Genomic DNA, 24,778 nt, shown 5'->3' on the forward strand with positions numbered 1-24,778 from the left:
CCTTCGACGCTCAGAAGTCGAAGGAGGCGCTGACGCTGAAGGTGCGCGGGTTGCCCAGCACCAGGTAGCCGTTCTCGGGGTAGCCGCCGACCGAGGACCAGTAGTTGCGGCCGGCCACGTTGTCCACGCGGGCGCGCAGCGTCACCAGCTTGCCGGCCATCTCGGTCACGTAGCGCGCGCCGAGGTCCAACCGGCCCCAGCCGGGCACGCGCAGCGTGTTGGCGCTGTCGGCATGGCTGTGGCCGGTGGCGACCACACGGGCGTCGAAGGAAAGGCCGCGCACGCCGGGCACGTCCCAATCCACGCCGAGGCTGCCTTGCACCTTGGGGATGCCGATCACCGTCTTGCCGTCGGTGGCGGCGGCGCCGGTGGACTTCTGCTTGGCGTCGAGCAAGGTCAGGCCGCCCAGCAGGCGCAGGCCCTTGTAGACCTCGCCGAAGGTGGTGAGCTCGAGGCCCTGGTGGCGGTCCTTGCCCGCCTCGACAAAGAACTGCTGGCTGTTGACGAAGGCGCGCGGCTTGTCGGTGGAGAAGAAGGCGATGCCGCCGCCGATCGTGCCGCCGTCGTACTTGAGGCCGATCTCCTTCTGCTTGGACACATAGGGCGTGAGCTGCGCACCCGCGTTGAGCACCGCGCCGGTGGTCGAGGTGGTCGGCGCGGTGTCGCCCTTGCTCAGGCCTTCGACGTAGTTGGCGTACAGCGAGACCTGCGGCTGCAGCTTGTAGACGAAGCTGGCCATCGGGCTGGTGCGGCTCTTGTCGTAGGGCGAGGGCACGCCGGTGTAGTAGGCGTAGCCGGTGCTCGACAGCGTCTGATGGCGCACGCCCAGCGTGAGCAGCGCGCGGTCGTCGAGGAAGGACAGCGTGTCGCCCACCGCCAGGCTGCTCAGCCGCACCTTGGTCAGCAGCGCCGGGTTGGCCAGGTCGTTGCCGCGGAAGGCGCCGGCCGTGAAGCCCGGCAGCGCGATGCCCACCGGGGTGTAGATGCTGCTGACGGTGTTGTTGAAGAAGTCCCAGGCATAGGCGTTCTTCTCCTCGAGCTCGTAGAAGGAGTACGAGGCCACGAGCGCATGCTTGACCGGGCCGGTGCTGAGCTTGGCGCGCACGCCGAACTCGGCGGTGCGGGTGTCGTCCTGGCGCTCGTTGTCGAAGCGGGACATGTTGCCCGCGCCATTGGCGTTGGTGACCGTGATGCCGGCCAGCCGGTTGCCTTCGAAGCTGCGGCGGGCGCCGGCCGCGCCCCAGACCGTCACGTCGGAACTGATGTCGTACTCGCCGCGCACCGAGCCGAAGGTGTCGCGCTCGTTCGAGTAGGTCCAGGGCTGGGCGTAATTGACGGTGTTGTCGGCCGCCGAGGGCACCGAGGTCAGGCCGGCGCCCAGCGTGACGTTCGGGCGCGGGCGGGTCAGGCGGTGTTCCTGGTGGCCGAAATCGGCGGAAATGCGCGCGTCGCGGCTGCGCCAGTCGAGTCCCAGCGAGAACAGGTCGAGCTTGACCTTCTCCTCGTCCACGCCGGTGCCGCCTTCGCGGTGCAGTGCGTTGAGGCGGATGCCGGTGCTCTGGTCGGGGCCGAAGCGGCGCGAGATGTCGGTCGACACATAGCCTTGCTGGCCGCTGCTCACACCGGTGCTGACCTGCGTCAGCGGCTCGCTGCCCGCGCGCTTGGGCAGCAGGTTGATGTTGCCGCCGATGCCGCCGCCGCTGGGCGTGGCGCCGTTGAGGAAGGCGCTCGCGCCGCGCAGCACCTCGACGCGTTCGAAGAGTTCGGCTGCGATGTACTGGCGCGGCAGCAGGCCGTAGAGGCCGTTGTAGGCGATGTCGTCGGAGTTCACGATGAAGCCGCGGATGAAGTACGACTCCTGGAAGTTGCCGAAGCCGCGCGCGACCCGCACCGAGGGATCGTTCTGCAGCACGTCGGCCACGCTGCGCGCCTGCTGGTTCTGGATCAACGCGTTGGTGTAGCTGGTGGTCGAGAAGGCCGAGCTCATGATGTCCTGCGTGCCCAGGATGCCCACCCGCCCGCCGCGCGCCACCTGCCCGCCCGCGAAGGGCTTGGTCAGCCCCTCGGCCGAGGCGTCGGCGCTGGCTTCCACCGTCACGGTCGAGAGGGTGCCCGCGGGTTCGACCGGCGCGGTCTGCGCGAACGCGGCCCAGGAATGCAGTGCCAGTGCGGCGGCGAGGGTCACGGGGCGCATGAGGAAGGGGGTGGAGGACATGGTGAATCGAAATGAGTTTGCAAATGCGAACCATTATTATTAAATGCCATGGCTGCAGGCGCACGCAATCCGCGCGGGTCCGCGCTTCTGCGTTGTTTTTTTGGCGCGCCGGGCGGCCGGTGCCGGCTCAGCCGGCCCGTCGGCCGTCCACGAAGACCGCGAGTTCGCCGGGCGCGAAGGCGGTCCAGGTCTCGTCGGTGGTGAGCGGTGCGGTCACGATCACGGCCACGCGGTCGTCGGGCGTGGTGTGCTGGGCGAAGTCGATCGCCACGTCCTCGTCGGCCAGGTGCGCCAGCATGAAGGGGTGCTGGCGCTCGATGTACCAGAGGTTCGTCGAGGCATGGGCCCACAGCGCCTGGCCGTTGGACAGCATGAAGTTGAAGGTGCCGTGCCTGGCGATGCGCGGCGCGAGTTCGCGCAGCGTGAGCGTGAGCTCCTCCACGCTGGGCACGTCGGCATGCGACTTGGCGAGCTCCTGCATCAGCCAGCAGAAGGCGTGCTCGCTGTCGGTGTCGCCCACCGGGTGGAAGTTGCCGTGCAGCCGCGGCCGGAAGTCCTTGAGGTCGCCGTTGTGGGCGAACACCCAATAGCGGCCCCAGAGCTCGCGCACGAAGGGATGGCAGTTCTGCAGGTTGACCCGGCCCTGCGTCGCCTTGCGGATGTGGGCGATCACGTGGCTGCTCTGGATCGGGTAGCGCCGGATCAGCTCTGCCACGGGCGAGGTGCAGGCCGGCAGGTGGTCGACGAAGTGCCGCAGGCCGCGGTCCTCGAAGAAGGCGATGCCCCAGCCGTCGGCATGGTGGTCGGTGCGGCCGCCGCGCTGCGCGAAGCCGGTGAAGCTGAAGGTCACGTCGGTCGGCGTGTTGCTGTTCATTCCCAGCAGTTGGCACATGCTCAGGTTTCCTCGGACGTGGTCTTGGGGGGGAAGGGCGCGCGGACGCGCAATTGCCAGGCCGCGCAGATGGCGAGCGCGCACAGCGCGGCCAGCATCAGGAAGACTTCGTTGAAGGCGGCCAGCCGCGCCGGGCTGCTCAGCGGGTTGGCGAGCGAATCGCCGTGCGCCGCCAGCCGCCATTCGAGCGCGATCGCGCACAGGCTCACGCCGGCCGCGCCGCCCAGCATGCGCAGGAAGCTGATGGTGCTGGCGCCCTGGGGGATCAGCGGCTTGGCCAGCGGCCGCATCGAGCCCAGGTTGAGCGAGGGCAGGATGAAGCCCAGCCCGATGCGCCCGATGACCGCGAAGACCACCAGCAGCCACAGCGCGCTGCCCAGCGAGAGCGCGAGCATCAGCGTGAACGAGACCGCCAGCAGCGCGAGGCCGATGCTCACCAGCAGCCAGGTCGGCTGGCGGTCGGCCAGCCGGCCCACGCCCGCGATGGTGAAGGCCAGCACGATGCCGGCCGGCAGCATGATCGTGCCCACGTGCGAGGCCGACAGGTGCAGCGCCACCTGCATGTAGACCGGCAGCAGGTAGGTCGAGCCGAACAGCGCCGCGCCGTAGATGAAGGCCACCACCGTGCCCATGGAGAACTGCCGGTAGCCGAACAGCGCCATGTTCATCAGCGGCGCACCTTCGGCGGCCATCAGGCGCCGCTGCCACCAGATGAACAGCACCAGCGAGGCGGCCGCGCCGGCCAGCAGGACCGCGGCCTCCAGCGGTGCGTCGCCGCGCAGCGTGACCAGGCCGTTGAGCAGGCACAGCGTGCCCACGGTGCCGATCAGCAGGCCGCGCCAGTCGAGCCCGCTGGTGCGCGCCGCGCTGGCGCCGCCGGGAGCGGTGGTCGGCACGAACTTGTAGGCCAGCCAGATCGAGGCCAGGCAGAAGGGCACCACCATGAAGAAGATCGAGCGCCAGCCGAACAGGTCGACCAGCACGCCGCCGATGCTGGGCCCGATGGCCGGTGCCAGCACCACGCCCATGCCGAAGATGCCGCTGGCGCGGCCCTGCTCGTGCGGCTCGAAGGCGCGCAGGATGATGATGGCCGGGATTGGCTGCACCACGCCCGCGGCCAGCCCCTCGGCCACGCGCGCGATCAGCACCAGCGAGAAGTCGTTGGCCAGCCCACCCGCGATGCCGCCGGCCAGCAGCAGCACCATGGTGCCGACATAGGTGCGCCGATAACCGTAGCGGCCCAGCAGCCAGGGCGTGGTCAGCATCGACACGGTCATCGCCACCATGAAGCCCGAACTCACCCACTGCGCGCGTTCCTGGCCCAGCGCGAAGTAATGGCTCATGCCGGGGATCGCCACGTTGACGATGGTCGACGACATGATCGAGGCCATGGTGCCGACCATCACCGACAGCAGCAGCAGCCAGCGGTAGCGTTCGCCATAGCGTTGGCTCAGGGAGGGGAGGGGCGAGGCGGTCATGGGGCGGGGCGGCGGCCGTTCGGGGTCGGCCTGTCCTACAAGGATATCGGTCTTTGCGCTTCGCGGCGCCAGGAAGCGGGGGAGACAATGCCTGCGCTGTCCCACACCCATCCAGAAGAACATACACCATGGACTCTCTCACCGATGACGGCAGCCAAGCCGTCGATCCGCAGGTGTTGCCCGACGGCAATGCCTCCTCGCTGGCCGCCGACCTGCGCGCGCCCACCATCAGCCGCGCCTACCAGTGCCAGTGCGGCCGGCCGGTCTTCCTCGGCAACAGCCAGTGCCTGGCCTGCCGCACGCCGCTGGGCTTCGTGCCCGAGCGGCTGGGCGTGGTGCCGCTCTCGCCCGGCCCCGAAACCGACACCTTCACCGTCTTCGGCGACGCCGGCGGCCCGGTGCTGCGGCGCTGCGCCAACTTTCTGACCGCGGCCGGCTGCAACTGGATGGTGCCCATGCCGGCGCCGGGTGGCGACGCCGCCCCCTCGCCGCAGGGCCTGGCGCCCGGCTACTGCCTGTCGTGCAGCGCGACCCGGACCATTCCCGACCTCTCGATCGAGACCAACGGCACGCTGTGGCGCAAGCTCGAGCAGGGCAAGCGCCGGCTGCTCTCGCAGCTGCTCGCGCTGGGCCTGCCGGTGGTCACCCGCCATGCCGATCCGGTGCATGGCCTGGCCTTCGATTTCCTGAGCAACGTGCCCGGCGGGCAACACGTGCTGACCGGCCACGAGATGGGCGTGATCACGCTCAACGCCGAGGAGGCCGAGGATGCGGTGCGCGAACGCATCCGCGCCGAGATGCGCGAGCCCTACCGCACGCTGGTGGGCCACTTCCGCCACGAGATCGGCCACTACTACTGGGACCTGCTGGTCGCGCCCACACCCTGGATCGAGGGCTTCCGCGGCCTGTTCGGCGACGAGCGCGCCGACTACGCGACCGCATTGCGCACGCACTACGAGAACGGCCCGCCGGCCGACTGGGCGGTGCGCTTCGTCACCAGCTACGCCAGCTCGCATCCCTGGGAGGACTGGGCCGAGACCTGGGCCCACTACCTGCACATGGCCGACACCGCCGACACCGCGATGAGCTTCGGCGTCGACGCGCAGAACGTCGAACTCGCGAGCGACCTGTTCACCGTCGAGGACCTCTGGCAGCCCGAGCACCCGGGCGCGCTGAAATTCCTCGACTTCCTCAATGGCTGGGTGCGGCTGACCAACGTGCTCAACGAGTTGTCGCGCAGCATGGGCCAGCCCGACTACTACCCCTTCGTGCTGCCGCGCGCCACCGTGGGCAAGCTGCAGTTCATCCACCAGGTGATCACCGAGCAGCGCCAGCGCGACCACGCGGGCGCGCCGCAGGACGAGGCCACGGGCACCGACGTGCCGCTCGACGCCGCCCCCGCGCCGCTGCCACCGCCGGTCGATGCGCCGATGGAGAACAGCCAGGGACAGAGCCAGGGCCAGGTGCAGGCGCAGCAGCCTTTCTGCCAGACCGGGCTGCAGCAGAACCAGGGGATGTTTCAGGACGAGGTGGGCACGCCGCCGCGCTGAGCGCCGTCGGCGGCCGCCGCTGCGCAGCGCGCGCAGATGCAGGCCTGCCCGCGCGCTTCGGCCGGAATGCGCGCCAGCAGCGCCTCGCCGAAGCTGAAGTCCGCCGCCATGCACCAGCAGGGCGGCTGCGCCTCGCCGGTCGCGCGTTCGATCTCCATCGCGCAGGCGTTCGACGCGCCGCACAGTGGGCAGCGCGTGGGATCGGTCGGCACAGGCGTGGGCATGGACCGATTGTCGGCCCTGCGCGACTCAGCCGCCGGCCAGGAAGGGGAAGTGCTCGCGCAGGCTGCTGGCTTCCGGCAGCACATAGACCACGCCATGCGCCGTGCCCAATGCGGGCTTCACGTAGCTGTCGTAGAAGCTCGCCGGCACGTTGATGCAGCCGTAGGAGATGCGGTTGTCGGCCACCGTCGGCGTGGCCAGTCGCTCGAGGCGGCGATCGGCCTTGTTGCTTGCGCGCACGCGGTGCATCGAGACGGCCGCGTCGTAGTCGACCCAGACGATGTCCTCGCCGCCGGTGTTGCGGCCGGGCTCGGACACGAAGCGCCCGGCCGGCGTGGTGCGCTCGTGCGGCTGGATCTGCGCCATCGGCCGCTCGCCGATGCCCGGCACCGAACGGTCGCCGCGCGCCAGCCCCAGCAGCACCGGCGACGAGGCCTGCAGCCGGCCCTCGGCGTCGTAGACGTAGAGGCGCGCGTTCTTCTTGTCGATCACGGCGAAGGGCTGGCGCTGGTGGTCGTTCGAGGCGAGCACGCCCTGCACCACGGTGCGCACCTCGGTCGACACCGTGAGCGCAGGCGGCGCCGCCTGCGCCAAGGCCGCGGCGCCCAGCAGGGCGATCGCGGCGATGCGGGTACGCAAGGAAGAGGAACGCGTCATGTCGGCCCTTCGGAAAGATGCAGTGGCGACGCAGTGTCGCCGGGAAGCGTTTCCAACGCACGAGGCCGGCAGCGCATGGCGATGCCGGCCTCGCGTGGCGGCGTGGGCCGCCCTCAGTTGCGGTCGGCGCGTGCGGGACGCATGGCCGGCGCGGGCATGGGTGCCGGTGCAGGCGCCGCGGCCGGGGCGGCGGTGTTGTTCATGGGTGCGCCGGCGGCCGGGCCGGTCGGGGTGCCGGTGGTGCCCATCGGTGTGCCCATCTGGGTCTGCTGACCCGCGGCCGTGGCCGGGTTGGGCGAGGCGTTGGTCGGCGGGTTGCCCTGGGCGAAAGCCATGCCGGCGGTGCCGAGCAGAAGGGCGGTGAGAAGGGGAGCGGTACGTTGGATCATGGTGTTTTTCCTGAGGGTGGTGAACGAACAGTGTGTCGACCGAACCGGCGGGGCCGGCATCGCTGCTGACCCTTGTGGACAGCTGCGTTCACCCTAGGGCCCGACGCCGGGCACCGGGTCGGCATGCCGCGCGGCCCCGTGTAGGCGCAACGTGCCCTTGCGTGTGGACATCGGGGCTGCGCGCTTGCGCGCGTGCGCTGTCGTTGCGTGCGCGTGGGCAAAAAAAACGGCACCCGGAGGTGCCGTTCGTGCCGCCGCGAGGGGCCGCTGGATCAGGCCTCGCCCTTGACCTTCAGCCGCCACGCATGCAGCAGTGGCTCGGTGTAGCCGCTGGGCTGCTCGAGGCCCTTGAACACCAGGTCCTGCGCGGCCTGGTAGGCGGCCGAGGTCTTGAAGTGGCCGGCCATCGGCTGGTAGAGGCTGTCGCCCGCGTTCTGGCCGTCGACCACCGCGGCCATGCGTTCGAAGGTGGCGTTGACCTGCTCCTTCGTCACGACGCCGTGCAGCAGCCAGTTGGCGATGTGCTGGCTCGAGATGCGCAGCGTGGCGCGGTCTTCCATCAGGCCCACGTTGTGGATGTCGGGCACCTTCGAGCAGCCCACGCCCTGGTCGATCCAGCGCACCACGTAGCCCAGGATGCCCTGCACGTTGTTGTCCAGCTCCTGCTGCTTGTCGGCATCGCTCCAGACCGGCTTCGGCGCGACCGGGATCTGCAGCAGGTCGTTGAGGATGGTGTCGCGCTCGGCGTTGGCGTCGATCTTCTCCAGTTCCTTCTGCACCTCGGCCACGTTGACCTGGTGGTAGTGCAGCGCGTGCAGCGTGGCGGCCGTGGGCGAGGGCACCCAGGCGGTGTTGGCGCCGGCCTTGGGGTGGCCGATCTTCTGCTTGAGCATGTCGGCCATCAGGTCGGGCATGGCCCACATGCCCTTGCCGATCTGCGCCTTGCCGCGCAGGCCGCACGAGAGGCCGACCAGCACGTTGTTCTTCTCGTAGGCCGCGATCCACTTGGTGCCCTTGATGTCGCCCTTGCGCAGCATCGCGCCGGCGTGCATCGCGGTGTGCATCTCGTCGCCGGTGCGGTCGAGGAAGCCGGTGTTGATGAAGGCCACGCGCGCGCCGGCTTCGGCGATGCAGGCCTTGAGGTTGACGCTGGTGCGGCGCTCCTCGTCCATGATGCCCAGCTTCACCGTGTTGGCGGGCAGGCCCAGCAGCTGCTCGACGCGGCCGAACAGCTCGCTGGCGAAAGCCACTTCGGCCGGGCCGTGCATCTTCGGCTTCACGATGTAGACGCTGCCGGTGCGCGAGTTGCCCTTGCGCTTCAGGTCGATGGTGGCGATGGTGGTGGTCACCACGGCGTCGAGGATGCCTTCGGGGATCTCCTGGCCGTTGCCGTAGAGGATGGCCGGGTTGGTCATCAGGTGGCCCACGTTGCGCAGGAACATGAGCGAGCGGCCGTGCAGCTTCAGCGGCTTTCCGTCGGCACCGGTGTATTCGCGGTCGGGGTTCAGGCCGCGGATGAAGGTCTTGCCGCCCTTGGCCACTTCCTCGGTCAGCGTGCCCTGCTGGATGCCCAGCCAGTTCGAATACGCCAGCACCTTGTCGGCCGCGTCGACCACCGCCACCGAGTCCTCGAGGTCGAGGATGGTCGAGAGCGCGGCTTCGAGCACCAGGTCGCTCACGCCGGCGGCGTCGGTCTGGCCGATGGCGGTGCTGCGGTCGATCTGCAGGTCGAGGTGGATGCCGTTGTGCTTGAGCAGCACCGACGAGGGCGTGGCCGCGTCGCCCTGGTAGCCGACGAAGGCCGCCGGGTCCTTGAGCGCGGTGCTGCTGCTGTGCAGCGCGACGACCAGCTGGCCGTCCTTGACGCTGTAGCCGGTCGCGTCCTTGTGCGAGCCGTTGACCAGCGGCACGGCCTGGTCGAGCACTTCACGCGCGAAGGCGATGACCTTGGCGCCGCGCACCGGGTTGTAGCCCTTGCCCTTCTCGGCGCCGTCGGTCTCGGGGATCGCGTCGGTGCCGTAGAGCGCGTCGTACAGCGAGCCCCAGCGCGCGTTGGCGGCGTTGAGCGCGTAGCGTGCGTTCAGGATCGGCACCACCAGCTGAGGGCCGGCCTGCAGCGCGAGTTCGGCATCGACGTTGGCGGTGGTGGCCGTCACGTCCTGGGGTTGCGGCAGCAGGTAGCCGATCTTCTCGAGGAAGGCGCGGTAGGCCGGCATGTCGGCGATCGGGCCGGGATTCGCCTTGTGCCAGCCGTCGAGCTCGGCCTGCAGTCGGTCGCGCTCGGCCAGCAGCGCGATGTTCTTGGGCGCCAGGTCGGCCACGATGGCATCGAAGCCCTGCCAGAAGCGCGCGCTGTCCACGCCGGTGGCGGGCAGCACCTTGTCTTCGATGAAGCGGTGGAGTTCGTTGGCGACCTGGAGGCCGTGGACGGTGGTGCGATCGGTCATGGGGCAAACCTCTGGAAAAGAAAGATGCGGCGCGCAGGCGTGACGCTGCGCTCAGTCGCTACTTTATTGGATACGCGCCAAAGCATTAAGAAGTTCGAAAGGGATTGATTCGTGACAAAAATAGACGTAATCAAACGATCCCGTCCAGCTTTGCGGCGGCGGCCCGAACCGGCGCGATGAAGGCGGCGTCGTAGCGGTGGGCCGGCATGGTCAGCGTCACGGCGCCGGCCAGGGTGCCGTCGGCACGGAACACCGGGGCCGAGATGCCGCCCAGCTCGGCCGTGCGGTCGCCCACGGCCGCGCAGTAGCCCTGCGCCACGATCGCCTCGCAGAAGGCGCGTCCGGCCGCATCCGCCGGCCATTCGGCGCGCGGGCCGAAGGCGATCAGCACGCGCGCGCCCGCGCCGCGGTCGGCCGGCAGCAGGTCGCCCGCGCGCACGTGGTCGCGCACCATGTGCGGGGAGTCGACCCGGTAGAGGCACAGGCGCATGCGCTGCGCGCCCTGGTCCTGGCGCACGTGGTAGGCCGCGCTCTCGCCGGTGGCCGCGACCAGGTCGCGCAGCACCGGTGGCACCACCCGGTCGAGCGGGAAGGAGGCCGCATAGACGCCATGCAGCCGCGCGAGCTCGGTGCCCAGCCCGTAGCGGCCGTCGTCCAGCCGGCGGATGAAACGGGCGTGCTCAAGCGAGGCCAGCAGGCGCAGCACCGTGCTCTTGTAGAGCTGCGTGCGCTGGGCCAGCTGCGCCAGCGAGAGCGCGTCGTCGCCGGCCTGGAAGGCCGACAGCAGCGAGAGCGCGCGGTCGACGGCGGCGGCTCCGCCCGGGGCGGCGTTGAGGTCGGACACGGATTCGGTCTGGGCTTTGCGGGGCATGGCTTCTCCTTGACGCGACAGGCGATTGACGATTTAATTCTGTTTGTCGGAATATAGTTCTGTTAGATAGAACTTTCAAGCCCGACACACAGATGCCGCCAGGAGACAAGCCATGCCATTTCCCGCCATCCTCGTGAGCGAGGTCGGTCCCCGCGACGGCCTTCAATCGGTGAAGGCCACCATGCCCACGGCGGACAAGCTCCGCTGGATCGACGCCCTCCATGCCGCCGGCGTGCGCGAGATCGAGGTCGCGTCCTTCGTGCCCGCGCACCTGCTGCCGCAGATGGCCGACGCGGCCGAGGTGGTGCGCCACGCGCGGACCCTGCCCGGCCTCACGGTGATGGCGCTGGTGCCCAACCGCCGCGGCGCCGAGGCCGCGCTGGCCGCGGGCGTGCACAAGCTCACGATGCCGGTCTCGGCCAGCGCCGCGCATTCGCTGGCCAACGTGCGCAAGACGCGCGAGCAGATGGTCGAGGAGGTGCGCGCCATCGCCGCGCTGCGCGGCGAGATCGCGCCGCAGGTGCGACTCGAAGCCGGCATCTCGACCGCCTTCGGCTGCACGCTGCAGGGCGAGGTGCCGGAAGACGAGGTGATCCGCCTGGCCGTGCAGTGCGTGGCCGCGGGCGCGGACGAATCCGGCCTGTCCGACACCGTGGGCTATGCCAACCCGGCCCAGGTGCGCCGGCTGTTCCGCCGGCTGCGCGCCGAACTGGGCGACAAGGCCGGCGCCGCCCACATGCACAACACGCGCGGTCTCGGACTGGCCAACTGCCTGGCGGCCTACGAGGAGGGCGTGCGCACCTTCGATGCCTCGCTGGGCGGCCTGGGCGGCTGCCCCTATGCGCCGGGCGCGTCCGGCAACGTGGTCACCGAAGACCTGGTCTTCATGTTCGAGGCCATGGGCGTGCGCACTGGCATCGACCTGCAGCGACTGATCGCGGCGCGCGCGCCGCTCAGGGCCGGCCTGCCCGGCGAGCCGGTGTACGGCATGACGCCCGAGGCGGGCCTGCCCCGAAATTTTGTTCAAGGAGGCATTGCGAATGTCTGAATCCCCGCTGCCGTACGCCGGCATCCGCGTCGTCGAGTTCACCCACATGGTCATGGGCCCGACCTGCGGCATGCTGCTGGCCGACCTCGGTGCCGAGGTCATCAAGGTCGAGCCCATCGAGGGCGACAACACCCGCCGCCTGCTGGGCTCGGGCGCGGGCTTCTTCCCGACCTTCAACCGCAACAAGAAGAGCATCGCGCTCGACCTCAAGCAGCCCGGCGGCGTGGAGGCCGCGCTGCGGCTGATCGCCACCGCCGACATCGTGAGCGAGAACTTCAAGCCCGGCACGATGAAGAAGCTGGGCCTGGACTACGAGACGCTCAAGCGGCTCAACCCGCGCCTGATCTACGTGAGCCACAAGGGCTTCCTGCCCGGCCCCTACGACCACCGCACCGCGCTCGACGAGGTGGTGCAGATGATGGGCGGCCTGGCCTACATGACCGGCCGCTCGGGCGATCCGCTGCGCGCCGGCACCAGCGTGAACGACATCATGGGCGGCATGTTCGGCGCCATCGGCGCGATGGCCGCGCTGCGCCAGCGCGAGCGCACCGGCAAGGGTGCCGAAGTGCAGTCCGCGCTGTTCGAGAACAACGTGCTGCTGGTGGCCCAGCACATGATGCAGTTCGCCGCGACGGGCAAGGCGGCCGACCCGATGCCCAGCCGCATCTCCGCCTGGGCCGTCTACGACGTGTTCACGGTGAAGGACGGCGAGCAGATTTTCCTGGCGGCCGTTAGCGACAAGCAGTGGGCGATCTTCTGCAAGGCCTTCGGGCTGGCCGACCTGATGGCCGACCCGCGGCTGCAGTCGAACAACGACCGCGTGCTGGCGCGCGACTGGATGATGCCGATCCTGCGCTCGCGCCTCGCGGGCCACAGCGCCGCCGAGCTCAGCGCGGTGTTCGAGCAGAACGAACTGCCCTTCGCGCCCATCACCCGGCCGGAGGCGCTGTTCGACGACCCGCACCTCAACGCGACCGGCGGCCTCGCGCCGATCCGCATGAACGACGGCCACATGGCCAAGGTGCCGCTGCTGCCCTTCACGCTCGACGGCGAGCGACCGGGCATCCGCCTGCAGCCACCGACGCTGGGCGAGCACGGCCATGCGCTGCTCAAGGAAGTGGGCTACAGCGACGCCGAGATCGCCGCCCTCGAGACCCGCCACATCACGACGACCGGAGACTGACCCCATGACACGCACCCCAGGCATCCCCCGCCGCCTTCTGCTGAACGCGCTCGCGCCGCTCGCCGCACTCGCCTGCCTGCCGGCCGCCGCGCAGGCCCCCTGGCCGGCCAAGCCGATCCGGCTGGTCGTGCCCTTTCCGGCCGGCGGCCCGACCGACATCGCCGCGCGCGTGATCGGCCAGGCGCTGGGCGAGGTGCTCAAGACGCCGGTGTTCGTCGAGAACAAGGGCGGCGCGCACGGCTTCATCGGCGCCGCCGACGCGGCCAAGAGTGCGCCCGACGGCTACACGCTGATGATGGCCAGCATCGGCACCATGGCCATCAATCCGCGGCTCTACAGCAAGCTGCCCTACGACGCGAACCAGGGCTTCGCGCCGGTCTCGCTGGTGCTGACGGTGCCGATCGTGGTGGTGGTCAATCCCAAGGTGCTGCCAGTGAAGACGGTGCCCGAACTGGTCGCCTACCTCAAGGCGAACCCGAACAAGGTCAACTTCGCCTCGGCCGGCAACGGCGGCTCCTCGCACCTGGTGCCCGAGTACTTCAAGTACCGCACCGGCACCGCCATGACGCACATCCCCTACAAGGGCTCGGGCCCGGCCGTGGCCGACCTGGTCTCGGGCCAGGTGCAGATCATGTTCGACACCCTGCTGACCAGCACGCCCTTCGTGAAGTCGGGCGCGCTGAAGATGCTGGCCGTGACCACGCCGCAGCGGCTGGCCGACTACCCCGAGGTGCCGACCATGGCCGAGGCGCTGGGCATGAAGGACTTCGACGCCTCGTCCTGGTACGCGATGTACGCGCCGGCGGGCACGCCCGCGCCGGTCGTGCAGCGCCTCTCGGCCACCATCGACGCGGTGCTCAAGCAGCCGGCCGTGGCCCAGCGCCTGGCCGAACTGGGTGCCGTGCCCGTGGGCGGCCCGCCCGAGCGGCTCGCGGCCTTCCAGCGCGCCGAGCAGGACAAGTGGGGCAAGGTGATCCAGGCCGCTGACGTGCGGCCCGATTGAGGCCGGCAGGCCGAGCTCACCGCGTGCTGGCGGTCGTGGACGCTGCCGCCTGCCACCCACCGCCCAGCGCACGGTCCAGCGCGATGCGCGCGGCGAGCTGGTCCGCCCGCAGCTGCAGCGCCGTCTGCTGCGCGCTGAACAGGTTCCGCTGCGCATCGAGCTCGTCGAGGTGCGAGGCGTAGCCCTCGCGGTAGCGGTTGCTCGCGACGCGCAGGGTCTCCTGCAGCGCGACACGTTGCGCTTCCACCTCGACCGCCTGGCGCGCCAGTTCGTCGATCGCGGCCAGCTGGTCCTCGACCTCGCCGAAGGCGGTGAGAACGCTCTTCTCGTAGGCGGCCAGCGCCTGGTCGCGCCGCGCGTCGGCTGCGCGCACGCCCGCGCGCAGCCTGCCGCCCTCGAACAGCGGCGCCAGCACGCTGCCGCCCAGGCTCCAGAGCTGGAACGGATCGCCGGTGAGCGCGCTCGAGCTGATGCTGCCCAGCGTGGCCGACAGGCGGATCGAGGGCAGCAGCTGCGCGCGCGCCGCGGCGATCTGCGCATCGGTCGCCGCCAGCTGCGCCTCGGCGCTCGCGATGTCGGGGCGGCGGCGCAGCAGCTCGGAGGGCAGGCCGATCGAAGGCAGCGCGGCCATGCGCAGGTCGGTCAGCGGCAGGCCGCGTTCGACGGCGCCGGGCGCATCGCCGGTCAAGAGGCGCAGCGCATGTTCCTGCCGGCGGATCGCCAGATCGAGCTGCGGCACCACGGCCGCGGTCGCGCGGTACTCGGCCTCGCTCTGCTGCGTCTCCAGCGCCGAGCTGTAGCCGCGCTGCTGGCGCGAGCGCGCGAGGTCCAGCGCCGATGCGCGCGCCGCCAGGGTCTGGCGCGCGACCTCGACGCGCGCATCGAGCGCCCGCAGGTTGACGTAGCCCGAGACCACGGTCGCGGCCACGCTCAGCGCCGCGCTGTCGCGCGCGGCGGCGCTGGCCTGCAGCTGCGCGTCGGCGGCCTGGCCCAGCGCATCGATGCGGCCCCAGAGGTCGACCTCGTAGGCGGCCTGGAACTGCGGCTGCAGCACGGTCGACAGGTAGGGCTTGCCGGTGGCGGCGCTGATGCTGCGGCTGCGGCTGGCACCCACGCCGAAGTCCAGCGAGGGCAGCGCGGAAGCCTGCTGCACGTCGCTGAGCGCGCGCGCTTCGGCCACGCGGGCGGCGGCGCTGCGCAGGTCGGTGTTGCGTGCCAGTGCGCGTTCGACCAGGCCGTCGAGCACCGGGTCGCCGAGGTCTCGCCACCAGCCGGCCTGCACGCTGGCGGCCGAGGTCTGCAGGGTCGAGGGCTGCCATGCGGCGGGCACCTCGGCCGCGAGCGCATGCGCGGCCGGTACGCTGCCGCAGGCCTGCAGCAGCAGCGCCGCGCCCAGGGCCGTGGCGATCAGGGCGAGGCGTTTCACGGCGTGCTCCTTGTCGTGTCCTGCGCCGAGCGCGTGTCCACGCTCACCACCACCGACATGCCCGGGCGCAGGCGCGCGCTCTGCGCCTGGTCGGGATCGACCGCGATGCGCACCGACAGCCGCTGCGGGATCTTGGTGAAGTTGCCGGTCGCGTTGTCCTGCTTGATCACGCTGAATTCCGAGCCGGTGGCCGGCGACAGGCGCTCGACGCGACCGGTCAGCGCCGCATCCGACAGCGCATCGACATGGAAGCGCGCCACCTGGCCCGGCGCCATGCGCGCGGTCTGCGCTTCCTTGAAGTTCGCCACCACCCAGACCTGCGACGGCACCACCGCCACCAGCTGCGTGCCCGGCGTGACGTACTGGCCCAGCTTCACGCCGACCTCGCCCACATGGCCGTCGCGCGGTGCGCGGATCTGCGTGTTGTCGAGGTCGATCTCGGCCAGCTTGACCGCGGCGCGCGCCGACTCGACCGCCGCTTCCACCGCGCCGCGGTTGACCACCACGGTCTGCAGGTCCTGCGTGGCGACCGCCTGGCCGGCCTGGGCCTGCGCCGCGCCGGCCTCGGCCTGCTTGAGCGTGGCCTCGGCCTGGTGCAGCGCGGCCTCGGTCTGGTCGCGTTCGCGCTGCGACAGCGAGCCGTCCTGCGCCAGCGGCGTGGCGCGCCGCATGTCGGCCTGGGCGCGCGCGAGCTGGGCGCGGGCATTGGCCTGCTGGGCCTTGGCGCTGGCGATCTGCGCCTGCGTGTTGCCGATCGCGGCCTCGCGCGCGCGGCGGGCCTGCACGGTGTTGGCCAGGTTGGCCTCCTGCGCGGCCAGCGCGCTGCGCGCCTGCTCGAGCTTCTGGCGGTAGATGCGGTCGTCCAGCTTCACCAGCACCTGGCCGGCCTGCACCGCCATGTAGTCCTGCACCAGCACCTCGGCCACGTAGCCGTCGACCTTGGGCGCGACCAGGGTCACCATGCCGCGCACGTAGGCGTTCTCGGTGGTTTCGGTGCCGGTGCGGAAGGGCGGCAGGCGCCAGGCGTAGAGCACCAGGCCCAGGCAGAGCAGGGTGGCGGCGAGCACGATCCAGGCGCTGCGCGAACGGAGGGTCTTGGAAGCGAAGGACATGATGAGGCGATCAGGAAGAAGCGGGTGCGAGCGGCGCGGCCGGGGCCGCGTTGCGGGCACGGTGCCAGCGGTGCGTCTTGACGCCCGCGAAGACGAGGAAGCCCAGCGTGGAGACCAGCGCCACCGCGTGGAACAGGTCGTTGTAGGCCATGACGAAGGACTGCTGCGTGACCTGCTGGCCCAGCAGCGTGAGCGCCTGGTTGGCGCGCGCGGCGCTGTCGTTGAGCGTCGAGGCGTAGGCGCCGCCGAGCTGCGTGAGCCGCTGCACCACCTGCGGGTCGGTCAGCGTCAGATGCTCGACCAGCTGGCCATAGTGCAGCCGCTGGCGTTCGGCCAGCAGCGTCGACAGCCAGGCCTGGCCGACCAGGCCGGCCAGGGCCTGGCCGCCGCTGAAGATGGCGATGAAGCTCACCAGGTTCTTCATGCCGCCCGCGATCACGTGCAGGAAGCCCTGCAGCATGGCCGATGCCAGGAACATCGAGCTGGCCGCGGCCAGCAGCGTCTGCGAGAGGTACAGGTCGTGCGGGCGGGTGAGCACGGTCGAGCGCCCGTCCATCACGGCCGCCACCATGATCAGCACCAGCGCGATGTCGCCCAGCACGCCGAAGCGCTTCGACGGGATCGCCAGCGCGGCCGCGAGGAAGCCGACCACCGTGCCCACCGTGACCCAGGCGAACAGCACATGCATCTGGTCGTTGGTGAAGCCAAGCGTGTTCATCAGGCCGACCGCGCCCACGGTCTGCTCCGACAGCACGATGCGGAACAGCAGGATCGCGCCCATGAAGCGCAGCATGAAGGGCGTGCCCAGCCAGTGCAGGTCGATCAGCGGCTTCTCGCGCTGCAGCTCGATCGCCAGGTAGAGCCCGAAGCACACCACCGCGCCGGCCAGGCACAGGCCCAGCCAGGGCGTGTCGCTCCACCAGTGCAGCCGGCCCTGCGTGAGCACCACGCACAGCAGCGCCAGCGCCACCGCGTAGAGCGTGAACACGATGCCGTCGCCCTTGGCGAACATCTGCTGCGTGGGCATGGGCTTGAGCCGCACCACGTTGATCGCGGCGAAGCACAGGATGGCCAGGCCGGCGTCGATGAAGTGCAGGCCGTGCCACTGGCCGATCTGCAGCAGGTCCTCGGAAATGATGCGTGACAACGGCGCGCCGATCTGCAGCCCGGCGAAGCCGAGCAACAGCCCGATCACGGCCTTGGGCGCGGGAAAGGCCTGCGCCATGTACAGCACGGCCAGGCTGCTGATCGGCGCGGCCGCCAGCCCCAGCGCGGCGCGCACCAGGATGGCCGAGCCCAGGTGCTGCGCGAACAGGTGCGACACCGCGAGCAGCAGGTACAGCGGGATCACGATGTCGACGAAGCGGCGCAGCCCGTACTGGTAGCGCACCTTGGTCAGCAGCAGCGAGGCCGTGATGTTGGTGGCGAAGTAGGCGGTGGTGAGCCAGCTCGCCTCGGTGGCGGTGGCGCCGAGCGCGCCCTGGATGCCGCTCAGGTTCGAGTTGACCAGGTTCACGCCCAGCCCCTGCGTGAGCGCGAGCAGCAGCGACACCGCGCCGAAGGCCACGCCTTCGCGCACGCTGTAGGGCGCGGCCTCGGGCACGGCCGGTGCTGCGGTGTCGACGGCCTGCTCGCTCATCTCGCCGTGTCCTTGCCGGGCGCGCGCGTGAGCGGCAGCACCAGGCCGTCGATGAAGCGCGCGATCGAGGCGCGGCTGACCTTCTGGTTGCGCGTGTTGTAGCGGTACAGGATCATGGCCGGCACCAGGTCGAGCAGCATGTCCATGTCTTCCGGCGCCGCGATCTCGCCGCGCGCGACCGCGCGCTCGACCAGCGCGCGCACCTTGGCGCGGCGCGCCGTGAGCCGCTCGGGCGTGACCTTCTCGGTCCAGGCCATGTGCTGGCGCACGTTGCCCAGCATCTCCTGCACCGCCGCCTGCATCACGTGGTTGCCCAGGCCGTAGTAGTGCTCGTAGACCTTGGCCAGGTCGCCGCGCAGCGAGCCGGTGTCGACCTCCACGTCGATGGGCGAATGCAGCGTGAGCGCATCGGCCAGCAGTTCGTCCTTGGACTTCCAGCGCCGGTAGAGCGAGGCCTTGCCCGCGCCCGCGCGCTGCGCCACCGCGTCCATGGTCACGGCATGGATGCCGGACTCGCCCAGGATCTCCATCGCGGCGCGCAGGATGCTGGCGTCGAGCGCGGCATCGCGCGGGCGGCCGGGGGTGGGCAGGGGCGTGTCGGTGGTCATGGAAATAACGGAACGATGTAGTTTCGAAACTCCATTGTATCGAAACATCGGATTTCCTGCTGGCGCCGGCCGCGCTCCCCATAATCGCCCCCGATGGACCGCCTCACCCAACTCGAATCCTTCGTCTCGGTCGCGACCCGCGGCAGCCTCACCGCGGCCGCCAAGGCCGAGGGGGTGGCGCCGGCCATCATCGGCCGGCGCATCGACGCGCTGGAGGAGCGGCTGGGCGTCAAGCTGCTGCTGCGCACCACGCGGCGCCTCACGCTGACCCACGAGGGCAGTGCCTACCTCGAGGACTGCCAGCGCCTGCTGGCGGAGTTCGCCAACGCCGAGGCCAGCGTCAGCGCGGGCGGCGTCAAGGCCAGCGGCCACCTGCGGGTCACGGCGCCGGCTGGCTTCGGGCGCCGCCACGTGGCGCCGCTGGTGCCGCGTTTCCACGCGCTGCATCCGGAGGTCACGATCTCGCTCAACCTCAGCGACCGGGTGGTCGACGTCGCGGGCGAGAGCTTCGACTGCGCGGTGCGCGTGGGCGACCTGCCCGACTCCTCGCTGGTGAGCCTGCGCCTGGCCGACAACCGCCGGCGCTGCGTGGCCACGCCCGAGTTCCTGCGCCGCCACGGCACGCCGCGCCATCCTTCGGAGCTGGCGCGCTTCGCCTGCCTCACGCTGTCGAGCGATGCCTCGCAGACCCGCGGCTGGGCATTTCGCGTGGCTTCGGCCCAGGGCGAGGCCGAGATCGTCCACATGAAGCCGACCGGCCCGCTCGACTGCTCCGACGGCCAGGTGCTGCACGACTGGTGCCTGGCCGGCCACGGCATCGCCTGGCGCAGCAGCTGGGAGATCGAGGCCGAGGTCGAGGCCGGGCTGCTGGTGCCGCTGCTCGACGACTACGCGGCGCCGCCCAACGGCATCTACGCGGTCTTTCCTCAGCGCAAGCACCTGGCGCTGCGGGTGCGGCTGTGGCTGGATTTTCTCAAGGCAGAGTACGGCCGGCCCGAGTTCTGGACCGCCAGATGACGGCACAATCGGCCGCACCCGCACACGCCCCCCTTCCAGAAGAGAGCCATCGATGACCGTCGAAGCCATCCTCGCCTACCTGCACATCCTGGCCATCCTCACGATGGTCGTGTTCGTCTCCAGCGAAGCCGCGCTGTGCCGCGTGCAGTGGCTCAACGCCGCCGTGGTCGAGCGCCTGGCCACCGTGGACCGGGTCTACGGCATCGCGGCGGTCGCGGTGCTGGCCACCGGCATCGCCCGCACGCTGCTGGGCGTCAAGGGCACGGCCTGGTACTGGACCCACCCGCTGCTGCACGTGAAGCTCACCTTGTTCATCGTGGTCGGCCTGGTCTCGATCTTCCCCACGCTGACCTACCTGCGCTGGCGCAAGACGCTGCGCGCGACCGGCGCGCTGCCGGCCGCCGCCGAGGTGGCGAAGACCCGCAAGCTGGTGATGGTGCAGGCGCACCTGATCGCGGTGATCCCGCTGTTCGCCGTCTTCCTGGCGCGCGGCTTCGGCAAGTAGCACCCGCCATGACAAAGGCCCGCACGCGGCGGGCCTCCTGTCAGCGGCTGTCCGCGCCCCGCGGTGTCAGCCCTTGGCGGCGTCCGCTTCGCACTTCTTGACGAAGCTGTTCTTCGCGGCGCCGGCCAGGGGCTTGCCGTTCTTGTCGATGGCCTTGGCCGCGCAGGCGGGCGCCGAGGCGGCCTTGGCGTCCTTCTCACACTTCTTCACAAAACTGGTCTTGGCGGCGCCGGCCAGGGCCTTGCCGTTCTTGTCGACGGCCTTGGCGTCGCAGGTGGCGCCGGCGGCAGCTGCCGCTGCGGGCGCGGCCGCCGGTGCGGCGGCCTTGTCCTGGGCATAGGCGCTGAAGGAGAGGCAGGCGCCCAGCGCGATGGTGGAGGCGACCAGGGAAAGGAGCTTTTTCATGATGGGATGTGTCCTTGCAAGGTTGGTTGTGACCCGTGCCCCACCCTGGGGCGAGCCATCCTAACGGGCCACGGCAACGATCGGATGACGATCGTCAACGGGGCTCGGGTTTGCCCCCGGTAAAATCCGGCGATGCTATTGGTCAAACAGGAGCTGCTCGCGGCGCTCGCGAACACGCTCGAATCCTTTTCCCCCGGTGCCGGTGCCAAGGCGATCTTCGAATCGCCCAAGGTCGCGGCGCACGGCGATTTCGCCAGCACGGCGGCGATGCAGCTCGCCAAGCCCCTGGGGCGCAAGCCGCGCGAGCTCGCCGAGGAACTCAGCGCCGCGCTGCGCGCCACGCCGGCCTTCGGCCAGTGGGTCGATGCGGTCGAGATCGCCGGTCCGGGCTTCCTCAACATCCGGCTCAAGACCGCCGCCAAGCAGCAGATCGTGCGCGAGGTGCTGGCCGCGGGCGAGGCCTTCGGCCGCCAGCCGGCGCGCGGCGAGCGCGTGCTGGTCGAGTTCGTCTCGGCCAACCCGACCGGCCCGCTGCACGTCGGCCATGGCCGCCAGGCGGCGCTGGGCGATGCGATCTGCAGCCTGCTGAGCACCCAGGGCCAGGACGTTTACCGCGAGTTCTATTACAACGACGCCGGCGTCCAGATCCAGACCCTGGCCCACAGCACCCAGCTGCGGCTGCAGGGCTTCAAGCCGGGCGACGCCGAATGGCCGAGCGGCGAGAAGGCCGCGGCCTACAACGGCGACTACATCGCCGACATCGCCGAGGACTTCAAGGCGAAGAAGACCGTCAGCGCCGACGACCGCGCCTACACGGCCAGCGGCGACGTCGAGGACATCGATTCGATCCGCCAATTCGCCGTGGCCTACCTGCGGCGCGAGCAGGACCTGGACCTCCAGGCCTTCCAGGTCAAGTTCGACAACTACTACCTCGAGTCCAGCCTCTACACCAGCGGTCGCGTGGCCGCCACGGTGCAGAAGCTGATCGACGCCGGCAAGACCTACGAGCAGGACGGCGCGCTGTGGCTCAGGTCGACCGAGTACGGCGACGACAAGGACCGCGTCATGCGCAAGCAGGACGGCACGTACACCTACTTCGTGCCCGACGTGGCCTATCACATCGCCAAGTGGGAGCGCGGCTTCCACAAGGTCGTGAACATCCAGGGCACCGACCACCACGGCACGATCGCGCGGGTGCGCGCGGGCCTGCAGGCGGCCGGCGTCGGCATCCCGGCCGGCTACCCCGACTACGTGCTGCACACGATGGTGCGCGTGGTCAAGGGCGGCGAGGAGGTCAAGATCAGCAAGCGCGCCGGCAGCTACGTCACGCTGCGCGACCTGATCGAATGGACCAGCACCGACGCGGTGCGCTTCTTCCTGCTCTCGCGCAAGCCCGACACCGAATACACCTTCGACATCGACCTCGCGGTGGCGAAGAACAACGACAACCCGGTCTACTACGTGCAGTACGCGCATGCGCGCATCTGCTCGGTGCTGGCGGCCTGGGGCGGCGACGTGGCCGCGCTGCAGGGCGTCGACCTGTCGGCGCTCGAGAGCCCGGCCGCGCAGGCGCTGATGCTGCTCCTGGCCAAGTACCCGGCCATGCTGACGGCCGCGGCGGCCGACTTCGCGCCGCACGACGTGACCTTCTACCTGCGCGAACTCGCGGCCAGCTACCACAGCTACTACGACGCCGAACGCATCCTGGTCGACGACGAGGCGGTCAAGAAGGCGCGGCTGGCGCTGGTCGCCGCCACCGCGCAGGTGCTGCACAATGGCCTCGCGGTGCTCGGCGTCAGTGCGCCGCGCAAGATGTGAACCCTTCCTCACCCATGAAAACAAGACAACGCGGCAACACGGCCATCGGCCTGATCATCGGCATCGTGCTGGGGCTCGGCGTCGCGCTCGGCATCGCGGTCTACGTGACCAAGGTGCCGATCCCCTTCATGACCAAGACCCAGCGCGGCGGCGCCGAGCAGGACGAGGCCGAGGCGCGCAAGAACCGCGACTGGAACCCGAACGCGCCGCTGTCGGGCAAGCCCTCGGCACGGCCGGCCACGCCGCCCGAGACCTCGCAGCCGGCCTCGGCCGGGCCGCTCAATCCGCCCTCGACCGGCCCGGTGCCGGTGGTGGTGCCGCCCGATGCCTCCGGCACGGCGCAGCCGGCCAAGCCGCGCACCGTGTCGCCGGCCGAAGTCGCCAAGCCCTCGACCTCGGCCGATCCGCTGGGCGATCTGGCGCGCGCGCGCGCCGGTGCCGTCGGCCCGGTCGGCACCGTCGGCGACGGACCCGATCCCTTCGTCTACTTCGTGCAGGCCGGCGCCTTCCGCACCACCGAGGACGCCGAGGCCCAGCGCGCCAAGCTGTCGCTGATGGGCGTGGAAGCCCGGATCACCGAGCGCGAGCAGGCCGGCCGCACGGTATTCCGTGTGCGCGCCGGGCCTTTCAACAAGAAGGATGATGCCGACCGGCTCAAGTCGCGCCTCGACGGCGGCGGCTTCGAATCCAATCTCGTGCGCGTCCAGCGATAGGCCCAGGCCCGCGGTTCACCGCGATGCGCGCGTCCTCGATTTCTTCGGTGCGGGAACTCCGCACCGGTCTCGCGGCTCTGTCAGCCGCACTGGAGAACCTTTGATGATGAAACGCCGTGACTTTTCGCTGACCGCCGCCTCGGTGGCGCTGCTTCCCTTCGCCGCCACCGGCGTGCAGGCCCAGGGCCGCGCACCCAAGGCCGGCACCGACTACATCGTGCTGGGCAAGCGGGCGCCGGTCGACACGCCCGCGGGCAAGGTCGAGGTGGTGGAGTTCTTCTCGTACAACTGCCCGCACTGCGCCGCCTTCGAGCCGCGCCTGGAGACCTGGGTCAAGCAGCTGCCGGCCGACGTGGTGTTCCGCCGCATCCCCGTGCCTTTCGTGGGCAACGACACCGAACCCAAGCAGCGCCTCTACTACGCGCTCGAAGCCATGGGCAAGGTCGACGAGTTCCAGATGAAGCTGTTCCAGGCCATCCACCAGCAGCGCCAGCCGGTGTTCGGCGATGCCGCGATCGTGGCCTGGTTCGAGAAGCAGCCCGGCTTCGACGCCAAGAAGTTCGCCGACCTGTACAAGTCCTTCTCGGTGGCCGGCAAGGCCAAGCGCGCGACCCAGCTCACGGCCGACTACCAGGTCGCGGGCGTGCCTGCGCTGGGCGTGGCCGGCCGCTGGTACATCGACGGCGACACGGCCGGCTCGCTGGACCGTGCGCTGGAAGTCACCAACGCGCTGATCGCCGAAGCGCGCAAGTCCTGAAGCGCCGCGCTTTGTGCGGCTCCGCCCGGAACCAGCCCGCTTCGGCGGGCTTTTTCGTCTGCGCAACCGATGCGGCGCCCCGTGCCGCATACAATGATCGAGCAAGTTTCGTGCCTCTATGACCTCGCGCCCCACCTCCCCACTCCTCTCCCTCCTGCGCGCCGGCGCTGCCGTGCTGATGCTGGCCTGCGCCGCGTTTCCGGCCCTGGCCGAGAAGGCCGACCGGACCAAGCCGATGAACATCGAGGCCGATGCCATGCGCTATGACGACCTCCAGCAGACCAGCGTGTTCACCGGCAACGTGGTGGTGACCAAGGGCACCATCCTGATCCGCGGCGCGCGCATCGACGTGCGCCAGGACCCCGAGGGCTACCAGTACGGCGTGGTCACGGCGGCGCCGGGCAAGCTGGCCTACTACAAGCAGAAGCGCGACACCCCCGGTGACGAGTGGACCGAAGGCGAGGGCGAGGTCATCGAATACGACAGCCGGGCCGACAACGTGAAGTTCATCCGCCGCGCGGTGATGCGCCGGCTGATCGGCGCCACGCCCAACGACGAGAGCAGCGGCGAGTTGATCGTCTACGACCAGGGCAAGGACACCTTCACCGTCAACGGCGCGAGCGCGGCACCGGGCGCCAGCGTGACCGCCGGTGCCCCGGGCAGCCGGGTCCGGACCATCCTCACGCCCCGCGCCGCGGCATCCGGGGCCGCCAAATCGTCGGCCGCGCCGGCTCCCGCACCCGCCACCCCGACGCCCGCGCCGGGCCGCGGCCTGCGCCCGAGCACCACGCTCGATGCGGAACCCCGCCCGTGACGGACGGCA

23 protein-coding genes are annotated in these 24,778 nt (G+C 70.3%); 10 read left to right on the forward strand and 13 right to left on the reverse strand.

Annotated elements, in window-relative coordinates; translation table 11 throughout:
- Positions 1–10: 10 nt before the first annotated feature.
- From QTI20_RS29295 to QTI20_RS29305, 3 genes are all read right to left on the reverse strand, one after another.
- Positions 11–2,194 carry a TonB-dependent receptor gene (locus QTI20_RS29295; RefSeq protein WP_503011456.1) on the reverse strand — a complete coding sequence of 728 codons (2,184 nt, stop codon included), beginning with the start codon at positions 2,192–2,194 and terminating at the stop codon, positions 11–13.
- A 148-nt stretch (positions 2,195–2,342) separates the two neighbouring features.
- On the reverse strand, positions 2,343–3,107 hold the full coding sequence (locus tag QTI20_RS29300) for a class II glutamine amidotransferase (protein ID WP_286555727.1): 765 nt from the start codon (positions 3,105–3,107) through the stop codon (positions 2,343–2,345).
- A gap of 2 nt (positions 3,108–3,109) precedes the next feature.
- Entirely contained in the window at positions 3,110–4,585 is a 1,476-nt protein-coding gene (locus QTI20_RS29305) for an MFS transporter (protein ID WP_286555725.1), read from the reverse strand.
- 128 nt (positions 4,586–4,713) lie between these two features.
- Between QTI20_RS29305 and QTI20_RS29310 the strand changes: the two genes are divergently transcribed.
- Entirely contained in the window at positions 4,714–6,135 is a 1,422-nt protein-coding gene (locus QTI20_RS29310; RefSeq protein WP_286555724.1) for a zinc-binding metallopeptidase family protein, read from the forward strand.
- On the opposite strand, the gene QTI20_RS29315 is transcribed toward QTI20_RS29310, so the two are convergent.
- The 5 genes from QTI20_RS29315 to QTI20_RS29335 all read right to left on the reverse strand — a co-directional run bounded on the left by QTI20_RS29315 (position 6,105) and on the right by QTI20_RS29335 (position 10,721).
- Entirely contained in the window at positions 6,105–6,359 is a 255-nt protein-coding gene (locus QTI20_RS29315) for a cysteine-rich CWC family protein (RefSeq protein WP_286555722.1), read from the reverse strand. The two genes, QTI20_RS29310 and QTI20_RS29315, sit on opposite strands and share 31 nt — an antisense overlap.
- Before the next feature lie 25 nt (positions 6,360–6,384).
- Positions 6,385–7,014, reverse strand: a complete 630-nt coding sequence (locus QTI20_RS29320) for a L,D-transpeptidase (RefSeq protein WP_286555719.1) — start codon at positions 7,012–7,014, stop codon at positions 6,385–6,387.
- A 113-nt stretch (positions 7,015–7,127) separates the two neighbouring features.
- Positions 7,128–7,403, reverse strand: coding sequence for a proteophosphoglycan ppg4 (locus QTI20_RS29325; RefSeq protein WP_286555717.1), 276 nt, complete (start codon positions 7,401–7,403; stop codon positions 7,128–7,130).
- 272 nt (positions 7,404–7,675) lie between these two features.
- Entirely contained in the window at positions 7,676–9,850 is a 2,175-nt protein-coding gene (locus QTI20_RS29330; protein WP_286555715.1) for a malate synthase G, read from the reverse strand.
- Between the two features lie 130 nt (positions 9,851–9,980).
- Entirely contained in the window at positions 9,981–10,721 is a 741-nt protein-coding gene (locus tag QTI20_RS29335; RefSeq protein ID WP_286555714.1) for an IclR family transcriptional regulator, read from the reverse strand.
- Between the two features lie 112 nt (positions 10,722–10,833).
- On the opposite strand from QTI20_RS29335, the gene QTI20_RS29340 reads away from it, so the two are divergent.
- From QTI20_RS29340 to QTI20_RS29350, 3 genes are read left to right on the forward strand one after another with little or no spacing between them, the layout of a single operon-like run.
- Positions 10,834–11,769, forward strand: coding sequence for a hydroxymethylglutaryl-CoA lyase (locus tag QTI20_RS29340; protein WP_286555712.1), 936 nt, complete (start codon positions 10,834–10,836; stop codon positions 11,767–11,769).
- Entirely contained in the window at positions 11,762–12,952 is a 1,191-nt protein-coding gene (locus QTI20_RS29345; protein WP_286555711.1) for a CaiB/BaiF CoA transferase family protein, read from the forward strand. The genes QTI20_RS29340 and QTI20_RS29345 overlap by 8 nt, the downstream gene beginning before the upstream one ends.
- 4 nt (positions 12,953–12,956) lie before the next feature.
- Complete coding sequence (locus QTI20_RS29350) at positions 12,957–13,955, forward strand: Bug family tripartite tricarboxylate transporter substrate binding protein (RefSeq protein ID WP_286555709.1); 999 nt, start codon at positions 12,957–12,959, stop codon at positions 13,953–13,955.
- Positions 13,956–13,971: 16 nt separating this feature from the next.
- Here the strand turns inward: QTI20_RS29350 and QTI20_RS29355 are convergent, their stop codons facing one another.
- Genes QTI20_RS29355 through QTI20_RS29370 form a run of 4 tightly spaced genes read right to left on the reverse strand, consistent with a single transcriptional unit; the run spans position 13,972 to position 18,740 of the window.
- A complete protein-coding gene (locus QTI20_RS29355; protein WP_286555708.1) occupies positions 13,972–15,381 on the reverse strand; it encodes an efflux transporter outer membrane subunit in 1,410 nt (469 codons plus the stop codon).
- Positions 15,378–16,493 (reverse strand): HlyD family secretion protein, encoded by a 1,116-nt coding sequence (locus QTI20_RS29360; RefSeq protein ID WP_286555707.1) that lies wholly within the window; start codon positions 16,491–16,493, stop codon positions 15,378–15,380. The genes QTI20_RS29355 and QTI20_RS29360 overlap by 4 nt, the downstream gene beginning before the upstream one ends.
- Positions 16,494–16,503: 10 nt before the next feature.
- Positions 16,504–18,132 carry an MFS transporter gene (locus QTI20_RS29365; RefSeq protein ID WP_286555705.1) on the reverse strand — a complete coding sequence of 543 codons (1,629 nt, stop codon included), beginning with the start codon at positions 18,130–18,132 and terminating at the stop codon, positions 16,504–16,506.
- Positions 18,129–18,740 carry a TetR/AcrR family transcriptional regulator gene (locus tag QTI20_RS29370; protein WP_183024305.1) on the reverse strand — a complete coding sequence of 204 codons (612 nt, stop codon included), beginning with the start codon at positions 18,738–18,740 and terminating at the stop codon, positions 18,129–18,131. The genes QTI20_RS29365 and QTI20_RS29370 overlap by 4 nt, the downstream gene beginning before the upstream one ends.
- A gap of 93 nt (positions 18,741–18,833) precedes the next feature.
- Here QTI20_RS29370 and QTI20_RS29375 point away from each other — a divergent pair, with 93 nt between their 5' ends.
- The gene (locus tag QTI20_RS29375) at positions 18,834–19,757 is read left to right on the forward strand and encodes a LysR family transcriptional regulator (protein ID WP_286555704.1); all 924 of its coding nucleotides are present in this window, start codon (positions 18,834–18,836) and stop codon (positions 19,755–19,757) included.
- Positions 19,758–19,809: 52 nt separating this feature from the next.
- Positions 19,810–20,262 (forward strand): DUF2214 family protein, encoded by a 453-nt coding sequence (locus QTI20_RS29380; protein WP_286555703.1) that lies wholly within the window; start codon positions 19,810–19,812, stop codon positions 20,260–20,262.
- 66 nt (positions 20,263–20,328) lie between these two features.
- Here QTI20_RS29380 and QTI20_RS29385 read toward each other — a convergent pair whose 3' ends face one another.
- Entirely contained in the window at positions 20,329–20,667 is a 339-nt protein-coding gene (locus QTI20_RS29385; RefSeq protein WP_286555702.1) for a hypothetical protein, read from the reverse strand.
- A gap of 132 nt (positions 20,668–20,799) precedes the next feature.
- Between QTI20_RS29385 and argS the strand changes: the two genes are divergently transcribed.
- The 4 genes from argS (at position 20,800) to lptA (ending at position 24,769) form a co-directional block, all read left to right on the forward strand.
- On the forward strand, positions 20,800–22,485 hold the full coding sequence (argS, locus tag QTI20_RS29390) for an arginine--tRNA ligase (protein WP_183024309.1): 1,686 nt from the start codon (positions 20,800–20,802) through the stop codon (positions 22,483–22,485).
- A gap of 14 nt (positions 22,486–22,499) precedes the next feature.
- The gene (locus QTI20_RS29395; RefSeq protein ID WP_286555701.1) at positions 22,500–23,198 is read left to right on the forward strand and encodes an SPOR domain-containing protein; all 699 of its coding nucleotides are present in this window, start codon (positions 22,500–22,502) and stop codon (positions 23,196–23,198) included.
- 106 nt (positions 23,199–23,304) lie between these two features.
- Positions 23,305–23,955 carry a thiol:disulfide interchange protein DsbA/DsbL gene (locus QTI20_RS29400; RefSeq protein WP_286555914.1) on the forward strand — a complete coding sequence of 217 codons (651 nt, stop codon included), beginning with the start codon at positions 23,305–23,307 and terminating at the stop codon, positions 23,953–23,955.
- 118 nt (positions 23,956–24,073) lie between these two features.
- The gene (gene lptA / locus QTI20_RS29405) at positions 24,074–24,769 is read left to right on the forward strand and encodes a lipopolysaccharide transport periplasmic protein LptA (protein ID WP_286555700.1); all 696 of its coding nucleotides are present in this window, start codon (positions 24,074–24,076) and stop codon (positions 24,767–24,769) included.
- Positions 24,770–24,778: the final 9 nt, after the last annotated feature.

Origin of the sequence: Variovorax sp. J2P1-31 (assembly GCF_030317215.1) — a bacterium.
In the GTDB taxonomy this organism is placed as follows: domain Bacteria; phylum Pseudomonadota; class Gammaproteobacteria; order Burkholderiales; family Burkholderiaceae_C; genus Variovorax.

Coding starts and splice junctions, on each gene's coding strand:
- QTI20_RS29295 (WP_503011456.1), bottom strand. CDS start 2,194: ATGCGCCCCGTGACCCTCGCCGCCGCACTGGCACTGCATTCCTGGGCC.
- QTI20_RS29300 (WP_286555727.1), bottom strand. CDS start 3,107: ATGTGCCAACTGCTGGGAATGAACAGCAACACGCCGACCGACGTGACC.
- QTI20_RS29305 (WP_286555725.1), bottom strand. CDS start 4,585: ATGACCGCCTCGCCCCTCCCCTCCCTGAGCCAACGCTATGGCGAACGC.
- QTI20_RS29310 (WP_286555724.1), top strand. CDS start 4,714: ATGGACTCTCTCACCGATGACGGCAGCCAAGCCGTCGATCCGCAGGTG.
- QTI20_RS29315 (WP_286555722.1), bottom strand. CDS start 6,359: ATGCCCACGCCTGTGCCGACCGATCCCACGCGCTGCCCACTGTGCGGC.
- QTI20_RS29320 (WP_286555719.1), bottom strand. CDS start 7,014: ATGACGCGTTCCTCTTCCTTGCGTACCCGCATCGCCGCGATCGCCCTG.
- QTI20_RS29325 (WP_286555717.1), bottom strand. CDS start 7,403: ATGATCCAACGTACCGCTCCCCTTCTCACCGCCCTTCTGCTCGGCACC.
- QTI20_RS29330 (WP_286555715.1), bottom strand. CDS start 9,850: ATGACCGATCGCACCACCGTCCACGGCCTCCAGGTCGCCAACGAACTC.
- QTI20_RS29335 (WP_286555714.1), bottom strand. CDS start 10,721: ATGCCCCGCAAAGCCCAGACCGAATCCGTGTCCGACCTCAACGCCGCC.
- QTI20_RS29340 (WP_286555712.1), top strand. CDS start 10,834: ATGCCATTTCCCGCCATCCTCGTGAGCGAGGTCGGTCCCCGCGACGGC.
- QTI20_RS29345 (WP_286555711.1), top strand. CDS start 11,762: ATGTCTGAATCCCCGCTGCCGTACGCCGGCATCCGCGTCGTCGAGTTC.
- QTI20_RS29350 (WP_286555709.1), top strand. CDS start 12,957: ATGACACGCACCCCAGGCATCCCCCGCCGCCTTCTGCTGAACGCGCTC.
- QTI20_RS29360 (WP_286555707.1), bottom strand. CDS start 16,493: ATGTCCTTCGCTTCCAAGACCCTCCGTTCGCGCAGCGCCTGGATCGTG.
- QTI20_RS29365 (WP_286555705.1), bottom strand. CDS start 18,132: ATGAGCGAGCAGGCCGTCGACACCGCAGCACCGGCCGTGCCCGAGGCC.
- QTI20_RS29370 (WP_183024305.1), bottom strand. CDS start 18,740: ATGACCACCGACACGCCCCTGCCCACCCCCGGCCGCCCGCGCGATGCC.
- QTI20_RS29375 (WP_286555704.1), top strand. CDS start 18,834: ATGGACCGCCTCACCCAACTCGAATCCTTCGTCTCGGTCGCGACCCGC.
- QTI20_RS29380 (WP_286555703.1), top strand. CDS start 19,810: ATGACCGTCGAAGCCATCCTCGCCTACCTGCACATCCTGGCCATCCTC.
- QTI20_RS29385 (WP_286555702.1), bottom strand. CDS start 20,667: ATGAAAAAGCTCCTTTCCCTGGTCGCCTCCACCATCGCGCTGGGCGCC.
- argS (WP_183024309.1), top strand. CDS start 20,800: ATGCTATTGGTCAAACAGGAGCTGCTCGCGGCGCTCGCGAACACGCTC.
- QTI20_RS29395 (WP_286555701.1), top strand. CDS start 22,500: ATGAAAACAAGACAACGCGGCAACACGGCCATCGGCCTGATCATCGGC.
- QTI20_RS29400 (WP_286555914.1), top strand. CDS start 23,305: ATGAAACGCCGTGACTTTTCGCTGACCGCCGCCTCGGTGGCGCTGCTT.
- lptA (WP_286555700.1), top strand. CDS start 24,074: ATGACCTCGCGCCCCACCTCCCCACTCCTCTCCCTCCTGCGCGCCGGC.